Genomic DNA, 18,123 nt, shown 5'->3' with positions numbered 1-18,123 from the left:
TGCCGCCCCCAGACCCCCGCTTTCGGCCCTGAAGGGGCATCGCCTCCTGATCGTGCGTCACGGCCCCTTAAGCCGGCGACCCCGAAGAAAACCGCCGCAACAACGGCGACAGCACCAACACGGACTTCGTCCGCTCCACGAACGGCTCCCCCGCGATCCGCTCAAGCACCCGCTCGAAGTGCCGCATATCAGAGGCGAAAACCTGCACCACCGCATCCGCCTCCCCCGTCACGGTGGACGCGGCCACCACCTCCTGATACCGCTCCAGCCCCCGCTGAATCGTCTCCGGCGAGGTGTTCCGCCGGCAGTAGATCTCGACGAACCCCTCCGTCTCCCACCCCAGCGCCGCCGGATCCACCCGCACGGTGAACCCGGTGATCGCCCCGCTCGCCCGCAACCGGTCCACCCGCCGCTTCACCGCCGGCGCGGACAGCCCGACCAACTGCCCGATGTCCGCGTAGGAGCGACGCGCGTCCTCGGCGAGGGCGTGCACGATACGTTCGTCGAGATCGTTCAGCACGGTCGGGTCAGCTCCAGCTGGCGTGGAGCGGCTTGCCCTCCGCGTACCCGGCGGCGCTCTGGATGCCGACGACGGCCTTCTGGGCGAACTCCTCCAGGGAGTTGGCGCCCGCGTAGGTGCAGGAGGAGCGGACGCCCGCGATGATCGAGTCGATCAGGTCCTCGACGCCCGGACGGGCCGGGTCGAGGAACATCCGGGACGTGGAGATGCCCTCCTCGAAAAGCGCCTTGCGGGCCCGGTCGTACGCCGACTCCTCCGACGTACGGTTGCGTACCGCACGCGCCGACGCCATGCCGAACGACTCCTTGTAGAGGTGCCCGGCGGCGTCCTGCTGGAGGTCGCCCGGGGACTCGTACGTTCCCGCGAACCAGGAGCCGACCATGACGTTGGACGCACCGGCGGCCAGCGCCATCGCGACGTCACGGGGGTGGCGTACGCCGCCGTCCGCCCACACGTGCTTGCCGTACTTCTTCGCCTCGGCCGCGCACTCCAGGACCGCCGAGAACTGTGGCCGGCCCACGCCCGTCATCATGCGGGTGGTGCACATGGCGCCCGGTCCGACGCCGACCTTGATGATGTCGGCGCCCGCCTCGATCAGATCCCTGACGCCCTCGGCGGCGACGATGTTGCCCGCGGCGATCGGGACGTGCGGGTCGAGGTCGCGGACCAGCTTGATGGCGCTGAGCATCGACTCCTGGTGACCGTGTGCGGTGTCGATGACGAGCGTGTCGACGCCCGCGTCGAGCAGTTGCTGCGCCTTTCCGGCCACATCGCCGTTGATGCCGACGGCGGCGGCGATCCGCAGACGGCCGTTCACATCCGTGGCCGGCGTGTAGAGGGTGGCACGCAGGGCGCCCTTGCGGGTGAGGATGCCGGCGAGCCTGCCGTCGGCGTCGACTGCGGGCGCGTACCGCCGGTTGGCGCCGTCGAGGCGGTTGAAGGCCTCGCGCGGGTCGATGTCGGCGTCGAGGAGCAGCAGGTCCTTCGACATGACCTCGGAGAGCTGGGTGAAGCGGTCCACACCGGTCAGGTCGGCGTCGGTGACCACACCGACCGGCCGCTGCTCGGCGTCGACCACCACACCCGCGTTGTGGGCCCGCTTGGGCAGCAGGGCGAGGGCGTCGGCGACGGTCTGGTGGGGGACGAGCATGATCGGCGTGTCGAGGACGAGGTGACGGCTCTTCACCCAGGACACGACATCGGTGACGACCTCGATCGGGATGTCCTGCGGGATGACGACGAGCCCACCGCGCCGTGCGACGGTCTCGGCCATCCGGCGGCCCGCGATGGCGGTCATGTTGGCGACGACCAGCGGGATCGTCGTACCCGTACCGTCCGGGGAGCCGAGGTCCACGGCCTGCCGGGAACCCACGGCGGAACGGCGCGGGACCATGAAGACGTCGTCGTACGTCAGGTCGTACGAGGGCTGGATGTCGTTGAGGAAACGCACGTGCTGCACATCCCGGTCGATCAGAGGTGGCCCCCGGACAGGACAGCCAGGGGGAAGAGCACGTACCTCATTGTCCCATGCCGGTGACCTGAAACCGCCTGGTCGGATCGTCCAGACGAATCGTGGGACGGCTGGTGCCATCCTCCGATGGACCGCCGCGGGGAGTTCAGGCGAGCACCATCACCACCGCCAGTCCCGTCTGCGTCTCCCGCCAGCTCGCGGCGGCGTCGGCGAAGATCTCCTGGAGCGTGTTCCACTCCGCGGGCCGGGCCGCCGCGTACGCCTGCCAGTTGCGGACGAGGAGGAGCCGGCCCCGGCTCGCGGGCCACCACGCCAGGTCGCCGAGACAGTCCGCCAGGGCGTCCCAGTTGGAGCCGAAGTGGTCCGGGAAGCGCATCGCGGTGGCGCAGGCCGTCATCAGCCCGGCCCTGTCCGACACCTCGGCGAGGTCGAGGTCGGCGGCCTCCCAGCCGGCCTCACGGGCGGCTTCGAGCGCGCGCTCCGCCGGCAGTGCGGCGGGCCAGGACAGGACACCGGCGGGCGCGCGGCCGTCGAACACCGGAGCGAGGGGGTGGTCGGTCATCTCAGTACCGCCGTGCCGGGTCGCGAAAGGTCGAAGTGATCATCGCTGTAGTACATCCCACCGCCCGCCCCATGACAACGAGGACCCGGGCGGGAAACCGGGCGAGGACCCGGGTGACAGCCTCCCAACAGGACACGTTGATCGGCGAGTCGTTCAATGAAGATGACCGGCAGAGTCTCCGGCGGGAGCCGCGCATGTCATCGCCGACAGCAACACCAGCACCAGCATCGGGGGGACGCAAGGACACGCGTGGGAGACTGCGCCGGCTGGGCGAGTGGTGTGCCCGGCACTTCGTGATCGTCATCGTGGCCTGGCTGGTCGTGCTCGCCGCGCTCCAGGTGCTCAACCGTTCCTTCGGCGGTGACTACTCCGACAACTTCTCTCTGCCCGGAGTCCAGTCGCAGCAGGGCCTCGACGTGCTGAAGAAGCACGATCCGGCGGCCGGCGGCTACGGCAGTCAGATCGTGCTGCGGGACAAGGCCAAGCCTCTCACCTCCGCGTCCACACAGATGTCCCAGACGGTCGCCGACCTGCAGAAACTCCCGCACGTCCTGTCCGTCCAGAACCCGCTGCCGCCGCCGGGCTCACCGCCCCCCGGCAAGCAGACCGTCGGCCCGCTCTCCGGCGACGCGAAGACCGCGTACGTCACCGTCCGCTTCGACGTCCAGCCGTCCACCCTCGGCGACGGCTACCTCGACGGCGTCGACGACTCGGCCGGTGTGCAGGTCGAGTACGGCGGACCGCTGGGCGAGCTGGCCCGGCCCGCCGCCGACGACCGGGTCAGCGAGCTGATCGGGTTCGCGGTGGCGATCGTCGTCCTGCTGGTCGGCTTCGGCAGCGTCCTCGCCGCCGGCATCCCCCTGCTGACCGCGCTGATCAGCGTCATCGGCGGTCTGGCCTGCCTCGGGCTGCTCGCGGCGGCGTTCACCTTCGCCACGGTCTCGCCCACGCTGGCCACGATGATCGGCCTGGGCGTGGGCATCGACTACGCGCTGTTCCTGATCACCCGGCACCGGCAGAACCTCATGGACGGCGACGATCCGGTCCGGGCCGCGGGCCGCGCCACCGCCACCAGCGGGCGGGCCGTCCTGGTCTCCGGCTGCACGGTGATCGTCGCGCTGGCCGGACTGTCCGTCTCCGGGGTCACCTTCATCGGCAAGCTGGGCGTGGCCGCCGCCGTGACGGTGGTCTCCGCGGTCGTGGGCGCCCTCACCCTGGTCCCGGCCCTGCTGGGGCTCATCGGCCGCCGTATCGACCGCTATCGGGTGCGCCGGCCGGTCGCCGAGGCCGGCCCCGACGATGCCGAGGGCCACGGCGCCTGGCACCGGTACGCGCAGCGCGTCGAGCGGCGCCCCTGGTGGTTCCTGGCCGGCGGGGTCCTGACGGTGCTGGTGCTGGCGATCCCGGTGGCGTCCATCCAGCTCGGCCACATCGGGGACGGCGCCGATCCGAAGTCGTTCACGGACCGGCGGGCGTACGACATCATGGCCCAGTCGTTCGGGCCCGGCTCCAACGGCCCGCTGACCGTCGTCATCGACCAGACGAAGGTGCCCGCCGACCAGCGCTCCGCCCTCGCCTCGAAGGCGCCCAAGGCGCTGACGGACGTACCGGGCGCCGCCACCGTCACCCCGCTCACCGCGACCAAGGACGGCGATGTCCTGGTCGGCACGGTCTACTCCAAGGCGGCGCCACAGAGCGGGACGACCACCGACCTGACGAACCGCCTGGTCGACGACACGCTGCCCGATGCCGTCTCCGGAACGGTGGCGCACGGCTATGTGACCGGTACGACCGCCGCCCAGGTCGACTTCCGCGACATCGTCGCGAGCCGCCTCCCGCTGATCATCGGCGTGGTCGTCGCCCTCGCCTTCCTGATCATCCTGGCCGTCTTCCGGGGCCTGCTGGTGGCGCTGAAGGCGGCCGTGCTCAACGTTCTGTCGATCGCGGCCTCGTACGGCGTCGTCGTGGCCGTCTTCCAGTGGGGCTGGGGCGGGCCCGCGCTGGGTGTCACGGGCAAGGTGCCCATCGAGAGCTATGTGCCGATGATGATGTTCGCGATCATCTTCGGGCTCAGCATGGACTACGAGATCTTCCTGCTCTCCCGCGTCCACGAGGCCTGGCTGCGCAGCGGCGACGCACGGGCGTCCGTGGCCCACGCCCTGGAGATCACCGCCCGGGTGATCACCTGCGCGGCCCTGATCATGGTGAGCGTCTTCGCCGCGTTCGTCCTGAGCGACAACGTGGTGGTCAAGATGCTCGGCCTGGGACTCGCCGTGAGCGTGCTCATCGACGCGACGGTCGTACGGCTGCTGCTGGTGCCGGCGGTCATGACGCTGCTGGGTGCCCACGCCTGGTGGACGCCGCGCCGGCTCGACCGGATCCTGCCGCGCGTGGACCCGGAGGGCGACGAGCGCGACTGAGGACGGCGGCGCACGGAACAGAACGGTGCCCGGGCCCCGAAGGGAACCCGGGCACCGCCCGCACTTCACAAACCGTCAGATCCCGTCCGGGTCCGCCCTGTTGAGCGCCGGCTTCGGCGTCGGGCCCGCCGTCATCAGGTAGTCCGCGGCCGAGGTGTCCGTGACCAGGCTGGTGACCAGCCCGGACCGCAGCACCGCGTCGATCGCCGCGGCCTTGCGCTGCCCGCCCGCGATCGCGACGACCTCGGGAACCCGGCGGAGCTGGTCCGTCTTGACGGTGATGCACCGCTCGCCGAGGTCACGGCCGACCCGGCGCCCCTCGCTGTCGAAGAGGTGCGCGGACATCTCGGCGGCGACACCCAGGGACGCGTAGTGGCCGCGCTCCTCGTCGCTGAGCATGTCGTGCACCGTCGAGATACCGGCTTCCCAGGAGCCGATGGAGACGCAGGCGACGGTGACCTTGTCGAAGTACTCGAAGGCCCGCGCGATCCCGGTCTGGTTGCGCAGCGCGGCCGCGGTGGCCGCGTCGGGCAGCAGCATCGGGGCGTAGATGGGGTGCGCGTCGCCGCCGGACACCTGGGCGGCGCGGCGGACCGCCTCGACGGAGCCGCGCTCGGCGGTTCCGGCGTCGTATACGCCCGTCAGCTGGACCACCGTGCAGGGCGCCAGCCGGTCGAGGGCCGCCGCCATGTGGATGGTGGACCGGCCCCAGGCGAGGCCCAGCACATCGCCCTCGTTCACCAGTTCGCCGAGCAGGTCGGCGGCCACTTCACCGAGGTTCTCAGGATCGGGTGACTCCTCGGAGGCCTCGGCCGGGGACTCGACCACGACCGCGTGCCTGAGGCCGTACCGGGCGCGCAGCGCGTCCGAGCGCTCGGCGTCCAGTTCGGCCGGGACACGGATCTCGATCCGCACCAGATCCCGTTCGAGAGCGGTCTCCAGGACCCGGGCCACCTTGAAGCGGCTGACGCCGAACTCCTCGGCGATCTGGATCTTGGACTTGCCCTCCAGGTAGAAGCGGCGGGCCATGGCCGCCGCCTGCACCAGCTCAGCGGGTCCCATCCGCATGGCTGACCGGCCAGCCGACATACCCGACACGGCGATCTCCTCACTGCTCTTACATCGCTGCTGTTCACATTCTGGATTCGCCGTTCATCCTGTCAGATCCCGAGTGCTTGATCTGCCCAGAAGTACGTCGTTCACGTTCCCTTGGCTCAGTGGCCGCACGCCCAGGACGCACCGGCGGTCGCCGTCTGCGCCTGGGTGCGCAGTGCACGTACCGCCTCGGCCGGGTCTGCGGCGCCGTAGACAGCCGATCCCGCGACGAAGACATCGGCGCCTGCCTCGGCGCAGCGCTCGATGGTGGAGGCGGCGACGCCTCCGTCGACCTGGAGCCACAGCTCAAGGCCGTGCTTGCTGATCAACTCGCGGGTCCGGCGAATCTTGGGGAGCATGATGTCGAGAAACGCCTGGCCGCCGAAACCCGGCTCGACCGTCATGATCAGCAACATGTCGAGTTCGGGCAGCAGATCCTCGTACGGCTCGATCGGGGTCGCGGGCTTGAGGGCCATGGAGGCCCGGGCACCCTTCGCCCGGATCTCGCGGGCGAGCCGCACCGGAGCGGCGGCGGCCTCCACATGGAAGGTGACGGAACCGGCACCCGCTTCCACGTACTGCGGAGCCCATCGATCGGGGTCCTCGATCATCAGGTGGCAGTCCAGCGGGGTGTCCGTCGCCCGGGCCAGGGACTCTACGACCGGCACACCCAGCGTGAGGTTCGGTACGAAATGGTTGTCCATCACATCGACGTGAAGCCAGTCGGCCCCTTCGACCGCCTTCGCCTCCTCGGCGAGTCGGGCGAAGTCTGCGGACAGGATACTGGGGTTGATCTGCGCGGCCATGCCCCAAGCCTGCCATGCCCTCCGGGGGTTGTGCGTGCGGGTCCGTCGTGGCATGGGTTGTGTGGAGTCCGCGGGTGGACCGTGGCCGGTCGCGCCCGCGCGGCGGAGCCGCAGATGTCACAGCCCCGCACCCCTGGGCCGGACCATGTGAGGTCGGTATGAACGGGAACCGTGGGATCGCTCATCTCGTCTGTGGGCGGCGGGCCAAGTGGCTGGTGCTGGCCCTGTGGCTGGTGCTGCTCGTGTTCGTCGCGCCCTTCGCGCAGAAGCTCACCGATGCCCAGGACAACGACGCCGCTTCCTGGCTGCCTGGGTCGGCCGAGTCCACCCAGGTGCTGCATCTCTCCGAGGGGTTCAGGCCCGAGCAGATCCCCGCGATCGTCGTCTACGCGCGCGGGAGCGGTCTCACGGCGGCGGACCGGGCCCGGATCACCGAGGGCGCGGCGCGCATCGAGAAGCTGCGGGACCACGGCATCCGGGGCGCGGAGACCCGGGGCCCGGTGTACGACCGGGCCTCCGAGCCGCGGGCCGCGCAGATCTTCGTACCCATCACGATGGACGAGAAGGGCTGGGAGCGGATCGCACCCGCCGTCGACTCCATCCGGGCCGCCGCCGGTACCGGTGCGGCCGGGATGGCCGTGCACATCACGGGGCCCGGCGGTACGTCGGCGGACTTCTCGAAGGCCTTCGAGGGCATCGACTCGACGCTGCTGATCTCGGCGATGGGCGTGGTCGTCGTCATGCTGCTGCTCACCTATCGCAGCCCCACCCTGATCCTTGTGCCTTTGCTGGGCGTGGTCGCGGCCCTGTTCACCGCGCAGGCGCTGATCTACTTCCTCGCCCAGCACGCGGGCCTGACGGTGAACGGCCAGAGCGCCGGCATTCTCACCGTGCTGGTGTTCGGCGCGGGGACGGACTACGCCCTGCTCCTGGTCGCCCGCTACCGGGAGGAGCTGCGCCGCCACGAGGACCGCCACGAGGCGATGGCGCTGGCCCTGCATCGCGCGGGCCCCGCCGTCATCGCGTCCGGCGCGACGGTCGTACTCGGCATGCTGGTGCTGGTGGCCGCCGAGATGAACTCGACGAGCGGCCTGGGCCCGGTGGCGGCGATCGGTGTGGCGGTGGCCCTGCTGGCCATGATCACGCTCTTCCCCGCCCTGCTGGTGATCTGTGGCCGCTGGATCTTCTGGCCGGTGATCCCGCACAACGGCTCGCCCGACCCGGCCGAGCGCGGCCTGTGGGGCCGGATGGGCCGGGGCATCGCCGTCCGCCCGCGCATGGTCTGGGGCATCACGGCAGCGGCCCTGATCGCATGCTCGTTCGGCCTGATGCAGCTGCGCGCCGAGGGGCTGAGCAACGCGGACGCGTTCACCGACAAGCCGGACTCGATCGTCGGCCAGGAGGTGTCCGCGCGCTACTTCCCGGCGGGCAGCGGCGATCCACTCGTCGTCATCAGCGACCAGGCACAGGCCCAGCAGGTCCGCCGGGCGGTCGCGGAGACGCGTGGGGTGGTGCCCACGTCCCTCGGCCTGCCGCCTGGCACGAAGGCCTCCCACGAGGGCAGGGTGCTCTTCGAGGCCACGATGACAGCCCCCGCGGACAGCGAGGCCGCGAAACAGACAGTGGAGCGGGTGCGGGACGCCGTGCACGCGGTACCGGACGCGGACGCCCAGGTGGGCGGCGGTACGGCGGCCCTGCTGGACATGGACAGGGCGACGACGCACGACAACCTGCTGATCATCCCGCTGGTCCTGGCGGTGGTCCTGCTGATCCTCTGCGGCCTGCTCCGGGCCCTGATCGCCCCGCTGCTGCTGATCGGCACGGTGGTGCTGTCCTTCGCGGCGGCGCTGGGCATCAGCGCTCTCGCCTTCCGTCACCTGTTCGACTACGCGGGCGAGGCGACGGACTTCCCGCTCTTCGTCTTCGTGTTCCTGGTGGCGCTGGGCATCGACTACAACATCTTCCTGACCACCCGTATCCGCGAGGAGGCGGCCCGTCAGGGCACCCGCAAGGGCGTGGTGACGGGCCTGGCAGCGACGGGCGCCGTCATCACCTCGGCGGGCCTGGTGCTGGCCGGCACGTTCGCGGCCCTGGGCACGCTGCCCATGGTGGCGTTCGCGGAGATCGGCTTCGCGGTCGCCCTGGGCGTGCTCCTCGACACGTTCGTGGTCCGGTCGGTGCTGGTCACGTCCCTGTTCCTGGACGTCGGCCCGAACGTGTGGTGGCCGCACCGCCTGGCCCGGGAGGACGGCGGAAGCACGCCCCCTGAGCCCGCCGCCGCCTCGGAGGTCAGCCGGTCCGGCGGATGAGGGCCAGATACATGGCGTCGGTCCCGTGCAGATGCGGCCACAGCTGTACGTCGGGGCCGTCGCCGAGGTCGGTCACGCCCTCCAACAGGGGCCGGGCGTCGACGAGTTCGGTGTTCGGATGCTGTTTGAGAATGTCGTCGACGACGGCCCGGGTCTCGGCGAGGTGCGGCGAGCAGGTGGCGTAGCCGACGATCCCGCCGACCCGGACCGACTCCAGCGCGGTGGTCAGCAGCGCGCGCTGGAGCGGCGCGAACCCCTCCAGGTCCTCCGGGCGTCGCCGCCAGCGGGCCTCGGGCCGTCTGCGCAGCGCCCCGAGCCCGGTGCACGGCACGTCCATCAGCACCCGGTCGAAACTGCCGGCCCGCCACGGCGGCCGGGTCCCATCGCCCACGACGACCTGGTACGGGCCCGGATTGCCGTTCAGCGCCTTCGCGACCAGCCCGGCCCGGTGCGGCAGCTTCTCGGAGGCGAGCAGCAGCGCACCCCGCTCCGCGGCGAGGGCGGCGAGCAGCGCGGCCTTGCCACCGGGCCCGGCACACCCGTCGAGCCAGGCCTTGTCGGGCCCGTCGACCGGGGCGTTGGCCAGGGCCAGTGCGACGAGCTGACTGCCCTCGTCCTGCACGCCCGCCCGCCCGTCCCGTACCGCGTCGATGGCCCCGGGTTCCCCGCCTTCGGCGAGCCGCACGGCGTATGGCGACCAGCGCCCCGGCACCGCGGCCTCCTCGCGGAGCAGCTCCTCGGTGGTGGACCGCCCGGGCCGGGCCACCAGGGTGACCTCGGGCCGCTCGTTGTCGGCGGCGAGCAGCTCCTCGATCCCGGCGCGTCCGCCACCGAGGGAATCCCACAGGGCGGAAACAACCCACCGGGGATGCGAGTGCACCACGGCGAGGTGGTCCTCGGGATCATCGTCGTAGGGCGGCGCGACCCGCTCGATCCAGGCGTCGAGATCGTGCTGGGCGACCTTGCGCAGCACGGCGTTGACGAACTTGGCCCGGCCGTCGCCGAGTACGACCCGGGCCAGCTCGACGGAGGCGGACACGGCGGCGTGCGTGGGGATCCGCGTCCCGAGCAGCTGGTGGACGCCGAGGCTCAGCACATCGAGCACCGGTGGATCGACCTCGCGCAGAGGCCGGTCGACGCATTCCCTGATGACGGCGTCGTAGGTCCCCTGCCGGCGCAGCGTCCCGTACACCAGCTCGGTCGCGAGAGCGGCGTCCCGCCCGTCGAAGTCCCCCTTCGCCCGGGCCGCCCGCAGCAGCGGCGGCAACACCAGGTTGGCGTACGCGTCCCGCTCGTCCACGGCCCGCAGCGCCTCGAAGGCGAGGATGCGGACAGGGTCCTTCTGGGGCCGACGGTAGGGCTTGCCGGTCCTGTGGGGCCGGGAGGGCTGCTCGCTCACGAAAAGGTGCTCCGGATACGGGATGAGGGTGCGGTTTCCAGCGTACGTCGTGTCGGACCGGCCGGGATCTCGCGGTACCGCGCTGGAACGGGCCGCGAGAACGACTCAGGCGCCGAGCACCTCGCCGTCGGCGATCCGCACGCCCCGGGCCCAGTCGGCGGCGCGCATCGGCTTCTTCCCCTGCGCCTGCACCCACAGCAGCTCGACGGCGTGCGACCCGGTGCCGACGTACACGTTGTTCTTGCCGACGGAGAGCACGCCGGGAGCGAGATCGGCGCGCTCGGGCACGGGCGTGACCTGGATGAGCTTGAGCCGCTCGCCCCGGAACACCGTCCAGGCACCGGGCGCGGGAGTGCACCCGCGCACGATCCGGTCGGCCCGGAGGGCGGGCACGGACCAGTCGACGTGGGCGTCCTCGACGGTGATCTTCGGCGCGAGGGTGATTCCGTCGGCGGGCTGCGATACGGCCTTCAGCGTGCCGTCCTCGATGCCGTCCATGGTCGCGGCCAGCAGCCCGGAGCCGGCGAAGGCGAGCCGCGTCAACAGGTCGCCGCTGGTGTCGGTGGGCCGGATCGTCTCGGTCACCGTGCCGTAGACGGGCCCGGAGTCGAGGCCCTCCTCGATGAGGAAGGTGGAGGCGCCGGTGATCTCGTCGCCGCCCATGATGGAGTGCTGCACGGGCGCCGCGCCGCGCCAGGCGGGCAGCAGCGAGAAGTGCAGGTTGACCCAGCCGTGGGCGGGGATGTCGAGGGCGACGCGGGGCAGCAGGGCCCCGTACGCGACCACGGGACAGCAGTCGGGCCCGATCTCCCGGAGCCTCGCGAGGAACTCCTCGTCCCGAGGCTTGACGGGCTTCAGCACCTCGATCCCGGCCTCCTCGGCCCGCTGGGCCACGGGGCTGGAGACCAGCCGGCGTCCCCGCCCGGCAGGCGCGTCGGGTCGCGTGACGACGGCGACCACTTCATGCCGTCCCGACCCGATCAGGGCATCCAGAGCGGGAACGGCGACCTCGGGGGTACCAGCGAAGACAAGCCTCATGGGTGGGCGGGGGCCTCTCGGACGGGATTCTGCGGGCAGCGCACCAGTCTATGACCGCGCTCGCCAGGGGGCGTACGCATATGTCCCTACGCCCCCGCACCGTGACCACTCACGCAAAATCGCGTTGGTCAAGAAAGAGTTGACCAAAACGGGCCGCACACCGCGCGGCCCTTCCTTTTCAACGCCGGTTCGAGAGGCTTGTTCATGGCCGACCACGCAACCCACGACGCCCAGGCTCGGGCCAGCCTGCACTTGCTGGTGCGGGACATCGAGCGGGTCCGCCGGCAGGTGGACGCACTGCGCACGCTCACCGCCCAGTTGGGCAATGTCTACCGCCCCCGCCGCTCCGGCCCCTCCACGGGCTTCGTCGTCTACGGACGCGCCCCCGCCCCGACGGTCCGCCTCGCCCAGGAGCTGCGGGACAGCGTCGAAACCCTGGTCACGGCCGCCGTGGACTTCGACCGCTCGCTCGGCTTCTCGTGGGACGCGGTGGGCTCAGCGCTCGGGGTCACCAAGCAGGCCGTCCACCGCCGCTACGGCGCCCGCCGCGCCGCCGCCCAGGCGGCGGCCGACGCCGAGCGCGCCACGGAGACCTCGGCAAGCCGCACGGTCAGCGTCGGCACAGTCAGCGGCGTCGGCACCGCCATGCCCACGGTGCCGACGGTCCCCGCGGCCCGCTCGATGCCGACCCAGCCGACAGCGGGCAGCCCAACCCTCCGCGACGAGGCGAGGCCCACGGCCTTCCCCGGCCCACGCAACGGCTGACCCGAACCACCACCCACCCCACCCTCTGCCCTCCCGCCCCACACCCGGGAGGGCAGAGGCATGCAAATCCCCAGGCCCAGCCACTTCAGCCCGTCTGGGGGTACCCCCTCCGGGGGAGTTTGAGGACGAGCGCCTTCAGCGCGACCGGGGGTTCGGGGGCGGAGCCCCCGACGATGGGACGGGTAGGGGCGGCGGGGGCGAAACCCGCTGCCTCAGCCACTGCAGGCGTCCAGACCGACGCCCACCCCTTTCTCACCCGATGTCGGGCGGATCGATCCGCACCCACACGCTCTCCTCGCCGCCCCGCCCCGCCCGAGCCATCCGCGCGGCCTGGGCTGCCTTCAGCGCGGCTGCCAGCGCGGATCCGCTCCCCGGCGGCACCCGGACCAACGCGCGCTCCCAGTGCTCCCCCGGCGGCGGCGCCCCCGCGCGACGGGGCCGTCCCGCCGCCGTGACCGGCAACGGCACCGGCCCCAACACCTGGGCGTCCCCCGGGAGTTCGGCCCCGGCGAGGAATCCGGCGACGGCCTCCGCGGTCCCGGCCACGGACGCCATCCTGGACACCGGCGGAAACCCGAGCTCGGCGCGCTCCTCGAGTTCCCGCACGGCATGCCCGACGGGATCCCATCGCACCAGCGCCTGCACCGGCCGCAGGGTGGGCTCGGCGACCACGACGACCGTCCCTCCGGGCGCCCCTTCTCCCCGTACGCCCTGCCCCCGTACGAGCGCCGCAGCCGCCATCCACCGTCGCAGCGCGTCCTCGCCGGCCCGCAGGTCGGGGCGCCCGAGCATGGCCCAGCCGTCCAGCAGCAGGGCAGCCGCGTACCCGCCCTCGGCGACGGGCTCGGCGCCGGGCGTACTGACGACCAGCGCGGGCGTCCCCGGCACCGTGTCCAGCACATGCTCGCGCCCGGAGGTCCGCACGGGCACGGCCGGAAACGCCCGCCCCAGCTCCTCGGCGGTCCGCCGCGCGCCCACGATCTGGGCCCGCAGCCGGAACCCGCCGCACTCCGGACAGTGCCAGCCGGTCTCCTCCCGCCCGCACCAGGCGCACCACGGCGCCCCGGCGTCCCGCGCCTCCAACGGCCCTGCGCAGTGCCGGCACCGGGCGGGTTCCCGGCACCGGGCGCAGGCCAGCCGCGGTACGTATCCCCGCCGGGGCACCTGTACCAGCACCGGCCCGTGCTTCAGCCCGTCCCGCACCGCCTGCCAGGCGAGGGTCGGCAGCCGTGCGGCCCGGGCGGCCTCGTCCCGCGCGAGATCCCCGTCGCCGACGGTCCGTACGAGCGGCGCAGCCGCCCGCACCTGCTCCCGCCCCGCGACCAGCGGCCGGGCCCACCCGCTCTCGACGAGCTGCGCGGCCTCGACCGTGCAGCTCCAACTCCCCAGCAGAAAGGCGCACTTGTCCTGCGCGGCCCGCAGCAACAGCACCTCACGCGCATGCGGCTGCGGGGCGTGCGGCTCACTGTGGCTGTCGTCGCCGTCGTCCCAGATCGCCACAAGCCCCAGATCCCGGACGGGCGCGAACATGGCGGCCCTGGTCCCGACCACCGCCCGTACGGCACCCCGCCGCACGGCGAGCCACTCCCGGTACCGCTTCTCGGGGCCGGCGTCGGCGGTGAGGACGGCGTGCCGCCCCTCCCCCAGGAGGGCGGTCAGGGCGGCGTCGACCCGCGCGACGGCCCGCCCGTCCGGCACGACGACAAGCGCCCCGCGCCCGGCGGCGAGGGCCGCACCGACGGCCCGCGCCAGTTCCTCGCTCCACTCGGGCCCGGGCAGGGCGTTCCACACGGCACGCGGCGCGCCCCCGGAGGCGAGCGCCTCAAGAAACGCGCCCCCCTTCTCGTACCGCCCCCAGGTGCCGGCATCCGGCGCCCCGGCGACGGGCAGGGCCACGGCCGAGACAGCTTTCTCGGCCCGGGCGTTGCGCGGCGGCACGGCGAGTTGCAGCACATCGGCAAGGCTCCCCGCATAACGGTCGGCAACAGCCCGAGCCAGCGAGAGCAGCTCCTCGCTCAGCACGATCTCGGGGGACACGACCTGTGCCAGCGCGGCCAGTGGCCCGGCGTAGTCGGACTCGGCGAGCCGCGCGACCAGAAACCCGTCGATGAGCCCCCCGCCCTCACGGCGCCCGTCCCGCACCCGATGCCGCCCGGCCCCGAACCGCACCCGCACCCGCACCCCGGGCTGCGCCTCGGCGTCCAGCTCTTCGGGCACGGCATAGTCGAAGTACCGGTCGAGATGCAGCACACCCTTGTCGACGAGCACCCGCGCCACGGGCAACTCCCTGGCCAGCGCGGCCCCCCGCCAGGTCCGCGGCTTGGCCCGCGGCGCCTTGGCCTGCCGCACACTCTCCCGAATCAACGCAAGCTGCTCGGGCGGCGCCGCCCCGTCGGCCCCCCGGTCCCCGCCGCTCCCCTGCCCGTTCTCGCTGCTCACGCCTGCATTCTTACCAAACGCCACTGACAACGGGCGGCGTCCGAACTCCCGAGATCAAGTCGGCAGCGGCACGAAATTCCAGATTCACCGCACGCCCAACGGACGCACTCCACCGAAGTAACCGCGGCCTGCGCACCGGGAGAGCACCACACTAGGAACCCGCGCCCCCACCCCGCCAGCCGTTTTCCGGCATGACGAAGCCCGGCGCCCCCGCGGGACACCGGGCCTCGTCAACCGATCGAGCAGTCCGCTGCAGGTCCTACAGACCCACGGCCTTCCGCAGTGCCTCCACGCGGTCCGTCCGCTCCCACGTGAAGTCGGGCAGCTCGCGGCCGAAGTGGCCGTACGCCGCCGTCTGGGCGTAGATCGGGCGCAGCAGGTCGAGGTCGCGGATGATCGCGGCCGGGCGGAGGTCGAAGACCGACGTGATCGCGGCCTCGATCTTGTCGGCGTCCACCTTGGCCGTGCCGAAGGTCTCCACGAACAGGCCCACCGGCTCGGCCTTGCCGATCGCGTAGGCGACCTGGACCTCGCAGCGCGAGGCCAGGCCCGCGGCGACGACGTTCTTCGCGACCCAGCGCATCGCGTACGCCGCGGAGCGGTCGACCTTGGACGGGTCCTTGCCCGAGAAGGCGCCGCCGCCGTGCCGGGCCATGCCGCCGTACGTGTCGATGATGATCTTGCGGCCGGTGAGGCCCGCGTCGCCCATCGGGCCGCCGATCTCGAAGCGACCGGTCGGGTTGACCAGCAGGCGGTAGCCCTCGGTCTCCAGCTTGATGCCGTCCTCGAGGAGGGCCTTCAGCTCGTACTCCACCACGAACTCGCGGATGTCGGGGGCGAGGAGCGAGTCCAGGTCGATGTCGCTCGCGTGCTGCGAGGAGACGACGACCGTGTCCAGCCGGACCGCCTTGTCACCGTCGTACTCGATGGTGACCTGGGTCTTGCCGTCGGGGCGCAGGTACGGGATCGTCCCGTTCTTGCGGACCTCGGACAGACGGCGCGCGAGACGGTGCGCGAGGTGGATCGGGAGCGGCATCAGCTCGGGCGTCTCGTCCGTCGCGTAGCCGAACATCAGGCCCTGGTCGCCGGCGCCCTGCTTGTCGAGCTCGTCCTCATCGCCCTCGACGCGCTGCTCGTACGCCGTGTCCACGCCCTGCGCGATGTCCGGCGACTGCGAACCGATCGACACCGACACGCCGCAGGAGGCGCCGTCGAAGCCCTTTTTCGAGGAGTCGTAGCCGATCTCCAGGATCTTGTCGCGCACCAGCTGCGGGATGGGCGCGTAGGCCTTGGTGGTGACCTCGCCCGCGACATGCACCAGGCCGGTGGTGATCAGCGTCTCGACGGCGACTCGGGACGTGGGGTCTTGGCGCAGAAGCGCGTCGAGAATCGTGTCGCTGATCTGGTCAGCGATCTTGTCGGGGTGACCTTCGGTCACGGACTCCGAGGTGAAAAGGCGACGGGACACAACGCTCCCTGTGGTTGCAGCGGCTGCTGGCTGATCATTGGCGGACGGCTCGGGAGCTGCGCCCGATGTCGTCCAGAAACAGTTTATCGGTCGCGCTCGGCCATCGGCCCATCCGTCTCGCCTCTCGGAAGCGTCGTGACCTGCGACACGGGCATTCTGCCCAATCACGAGCGGTGTGCGCCAGGGGGCGCCACGCCCCGAAGTACAGGAACAGGAAGGACGTCCGGGGTCTGTCGGGGCGACAGAACCATTACTCCAGGCGGCTGACGACCAGATCCCAGACCACCTCGGCCAACGCCTCCTTCGGGCCGTGCGGCACCAGGGTCTCGCTGCCGTCGGCACCCAGCACGACGGCCTCGTTCTCCTCGGAACCGAAGGTCCGGCGCTCCCCCACCTCGTTCACGACGAGCAGGTCGCACCCCTTGCGCCGCAGCTTCGTACGGCCGTTGGCGAGGACGTCGTCCGTCTCGGCGGCGAAGCCGACGACCACCTGGCCCGCTCGCGCGCGGTCGGCCGAGATCTCCGCGAGAACGTCCGGATTCCGGACCAGGGCGACGGGTTCGGGGTCCTCGGCGTCCCTCTTCTTGATCTTTCCGGTCGCGTAGGCCGCCGGGCGGAAGTCCGCGACCGCCGCGGCCATCACCACGGCGTCGGCGTCGGCGGCTGCCTTCAGCACGGCCTCGCGCAGCTGGACGGCCGTGCCCACGGGCACGACGTCGACGCCGGCCGGGTCCGGCAGGCCGGTGTTCGCGGCGATCAGGGTGACCCGGGCACCCCGCGCGGCGGCCGTACGGGCGAGCGCGTACCCCTGCTTGCCGGAGGAGCGGTTGCCGAGGAAGCGGACCGGGTCGAGGGGCTCGCGGGTGCCGCCGGCGCTGACGACGATGTGCCGGCCGACGAGGTCCGGTTCCGTCACGCCCCGGGCCAGGACCCGGCGGCAGACCTCGAAGATCTCGGCCGGGTCGGGCAGGCGCCCCTTGCCCGTGTCGACACCGGTGAGGCGCCCCACGGCCGGTTCGACGACCAGGGCGCCGCGACGGCGCAGCGTGGCCACGTTCTCCCGGGTCGCCGGGTGCTCCCACATCTCCGTGTGCATGGCGGGGGCGAAGACGACCGGACAGCGGGCGGTGAGGAGGGTGTTCGTGAGCAGGTCGTCCGCGAGACCATGGGCCGCCTTCGCGAGCGTGTCCGCGGTCGCCGGGGCCACGACGACCAGGTCCGCCTGCTGGCCGATGCGGACGTGCGGGACCTCGTGGACGTCGTCCCAGACCTCCGTGGAGACCGGGTGGCCGGAGAGCGCGGACCAGGTCGCGGCGCCGACGAAGTGCAGGGCCGACGCGGTGGGGACGACGCGGACGTCGTGGCCGGACTCCGTCAGTCTCCGCAGCAGCTCACAGGCCTTGTACGCGGCGATGCCGCCGCTGACCCCCAGTACGACCTTCGGCTTGCCCATCGGGCCTCCCCTGACTCGGTACGCGTCTATGACACACCACAGGCCCGACAGTGGCACTGTCGGGCCTGTGGATAAGTCAACCGAAAGTTGAAAATACTACTGCGCGGGGCCCTCAACGGCCTCGGACGTCAGCAGACCCGCGTTGATCTCACGCAGGGCGATCGAGAGCGGCTTCTCGTGGACATGGGTGTCCACGAGCGGACCGACGTACTCAAGGAGGCCCTCGCCGAGCTGCGAGTAGTACGCGTTGATCTGGCGGGCACGCTTGGCCGCGTAGATCACCAGGCTGTACTTCGAGTCGGTGGCTTCGAGGAGCTCGTCGATCGGAGGGTTGATGATGCCCTCGGGCGTGGAGATGGAAGAGGACACGCTCTGCCT

The 18,123-nt window shown here is 71.8% G+C and carries 14 protein-coding genes; 3 read left to right on the top strand and 11 right to left on the bottom strand.

Features of this window, described 5'->3' with window-relative positions:
* Positions 1 to 67: 67 nt before the first annotated feature.
* The 3 genes from ACW4TU_RS37815 to ACW4TU_RS37805 form a co-directional block, all read right to left on the bottom strand.
* Positions 68 to 520 carry an Lrp/AsnC family transcriptional regulator gene (locus tag ACW4TU_RS37815; protein WP_457420825.1) on the bottom strand — a complete coding sequence of 151 codons (453 nt, stop codon included), beginning with the start codon at positions 518 to 520 and terminating at the stop codon, positions 68 to 70.
* A gap of 7 nt (positions 521 to 527) precedes the next feature.
* Positions 528 to 1,970, bottom strand: coding sequence for a GuaB1 family IMP dehydrogenase-related protein (locus tag ACW4TU_RS37810; RefSeq protein WP_457430518.1), 1,443 nt, complete (start codon positions 1,968 to 1,970; stop codon positions 528 to 530).
* A gap of 166 nt (positions 1,971 to 2,136) precedes the next feature.
* The gene (locus tag ACW4TU_RS37805) at positions 2,137 to 2,553 is read right to left on the bottom strand and encodes a barstar family protein (RefSeq protein ID WP_457420823.1); all 417 of its coding nucleotides are present in this window, start codon (positions 2,551 to 2,553) and stop codon (positions 2,137 to 2,139) included.
* A 194-nt stretch (positions 2,554 to 2,747) separates the two neighbouring features.
* Between ACW4TU_RS37805 and ACW4TU_RS37800 the strand changes: the two genes are divergently transcribed.
* On the top strand, positions 2,748 to 4,973 hold the full coding sequence (locus tag ACW4TU_RS37800; RefSeq protein WP_457420821.1) for an MMPL family transporter: 2,226 nt from the start codon (positions 2,748 to 2,750) through the stop codon (positions 4,971 to 4,973).
* Between the two features lie 75 nt (positions 4,974 to 5,048).
* Here ACW4TU_RS37800 and ACW4TU_RS37795 read toward each other — a convergent pair whose 3' ends face one another.
* Both ACW4TU_RS37795 and rpe read right to left on the bottom strand, forming a co-directional pair.
* Positions 5,049 to 6,041, bottom strand: coding sequence for a sugar-binding transcriptional regulator (locus ACW4TU_RS37795; RefSeq protein WP_457420819.1), 993 nt, complete (start codon positions 6,039 to 6,041; stop codon positions 5,049 to 5,051).
* 146 nt (positions 6,042 to 6,187) lie between these two features.
* Positions 6,188 to 6,874, bottom strand: a complete 687-nt coding sequence (rpe, locus tag ACW4TU_RS37790) for a ribulose-phosphate 3-epimerase (protein WP_327693621.1) — start codon at positions 6,872 to 6,874, stop codon at positions 6,188 to 6,190.
* Positions 6,875 to 7,032: 158 nt separating this feature from the next.
* On the opposite strand from rpe, the gene ACW4TU_RS37785 reads away from it, so the two are divergent.
* Complete coding sequence (locus ACW4TU_RS37785) at positions 7,033 to 9,183, top strand: MMPL family transporter (RefSeq protein WP_457420817.1); 2,151 nt, start codon at positions 7,033 to 7,035, stop codon at positions 9,181 to 9,183.
* Here the strand turns inward: ACW4TU_RS37785 and ACW4TU_RS37780 are convergent.
* Together ACW4TU_RS37780 and fmt are read right to left on the bottom strand one after the other, a co-directional pair.
* A complete protein-coding gene (locus ACW4TU_RS37780) occupies positions 9,164 to 10,582 on the bottom strand; it encodes an RsmB/NOP family class I SAM-dependent RNA methyltransferase (RefSeq protein WP_457420815.1) in 1,419 nt (472 codons plus the stop codon). The genes ACW4TU_RS37785 and ACW4TU_RS37780 overlap by 20 nt on opposite strands.
* Before the next feature lie 105 nt (positions 10,583 to 10,687).
* Complete coding sequence (gene fmt, locus ACW4TU_RS37775; RefSeq protein WP_457420813.1) at positions 10,688 to 11,620, bottom strand: methionyl-tRNA formyltransferase; 933 nt, start codon at positions 11,618 to 11,620, stop codon at positions 10,688 to 10,690.
* Positions 11,621 to 11,824: 204 nt separating this feature from the next.
* Between fmt and ACW4TU_RS37770 the strand changes: the two genes are divergently transcribed.
* Positions 11,825 to 12,385 carry a hypothetical protein gene (locus tag ACW4TU_RS37770; RefSeq protein ID WP_457420811.1) on the top strand — a complete coding sequence of 187 codons (561 nt, stop codon included), beginning with the start codon at positions 11,825 to 11,827 and terminating at the stop codon, positions 12,383 to 12,385.
* Between the two features lie 252 nt (positions 12,386 to 12,637).
* Here ACW4TU_RS37770 and ACW4TU_RS37765 read toward each other — a convergent pair whose 3' ends face one another.
* The 4 genes from ACW4TU_RS37765 to rpoZ all read right to left on the bottom strand — a co-directional run bounded on the left by ACW4TU_RS37765 (position 12,638) and on the right by rpoZ (position 18,114).
* Positions 12,638 to 14,824 carry a primosomal protein N' gene (locus ACW4TU_RS37765; RefSeq protein WP_457420809.1) on the bottom strand — a complete coding sequence of 729 codons (2,187 nt, stop codon included), beginning with the start codon at positions 14,822 to 14,824 and terminating at the stop codon, positions 12,638 to 12,640.
* Positions 14,825 to 15,083: 259 nt separating this feature from the next.
* Positions 15,084 to 16,292: a methionine adenosyltransferase gene (metK, locus tag ACW4TU_RS37760; RefSeq protein ID WP_457420807.1), complete on the bottom strand. Its 1,209-nt coding sequence runs from the start codon at positions 16,290 to 16,292 to the stop codon at positions 15,084 to 15,086.
* 250 nt (positions 16,293 to 16,542) lie between these two features.
* Positions 16,543 to 17,745, bottom strand: a complete 1,203-nt coding sequence (gene coaBC, locus ACW4TU_RS37755; protein ID WP_457420805.1) for a bifunctional phosphopantothenoylcysteine decarboxylase/phosphopantothenate--cysteine ligase CoaBC — start codon at positions 17,743 to 17,745, stop codon at positions 16,543 to 16,545.
* A gap of 96 nt (positions 17,746 to 17,841) precedes the next feature.
* Positions 17,842 to 18,114 (bottom strand): DNA-directed RNA polymerase subunit omega, encoded by a 273-nt coding sequence (gene rpoZ, locus ACW4TU_RS37750; RefSeq protein WP_006382157.1) that lies wholly within the window; start codon positions 18,112 to 18,114, stop codon positions 17,842 to 17,844.
* Positions 18,115 to 18,123: the final 9 nt, after the last annotated feature.

The organism is Streptomyces kryoterrae (genome assembly GCF_054072135.1).
The sequence above is the reverse complement of the archived record's forward strand: the minus strand, read 5'-3'. Positions and strand labels throughout refer to the sequence as shown.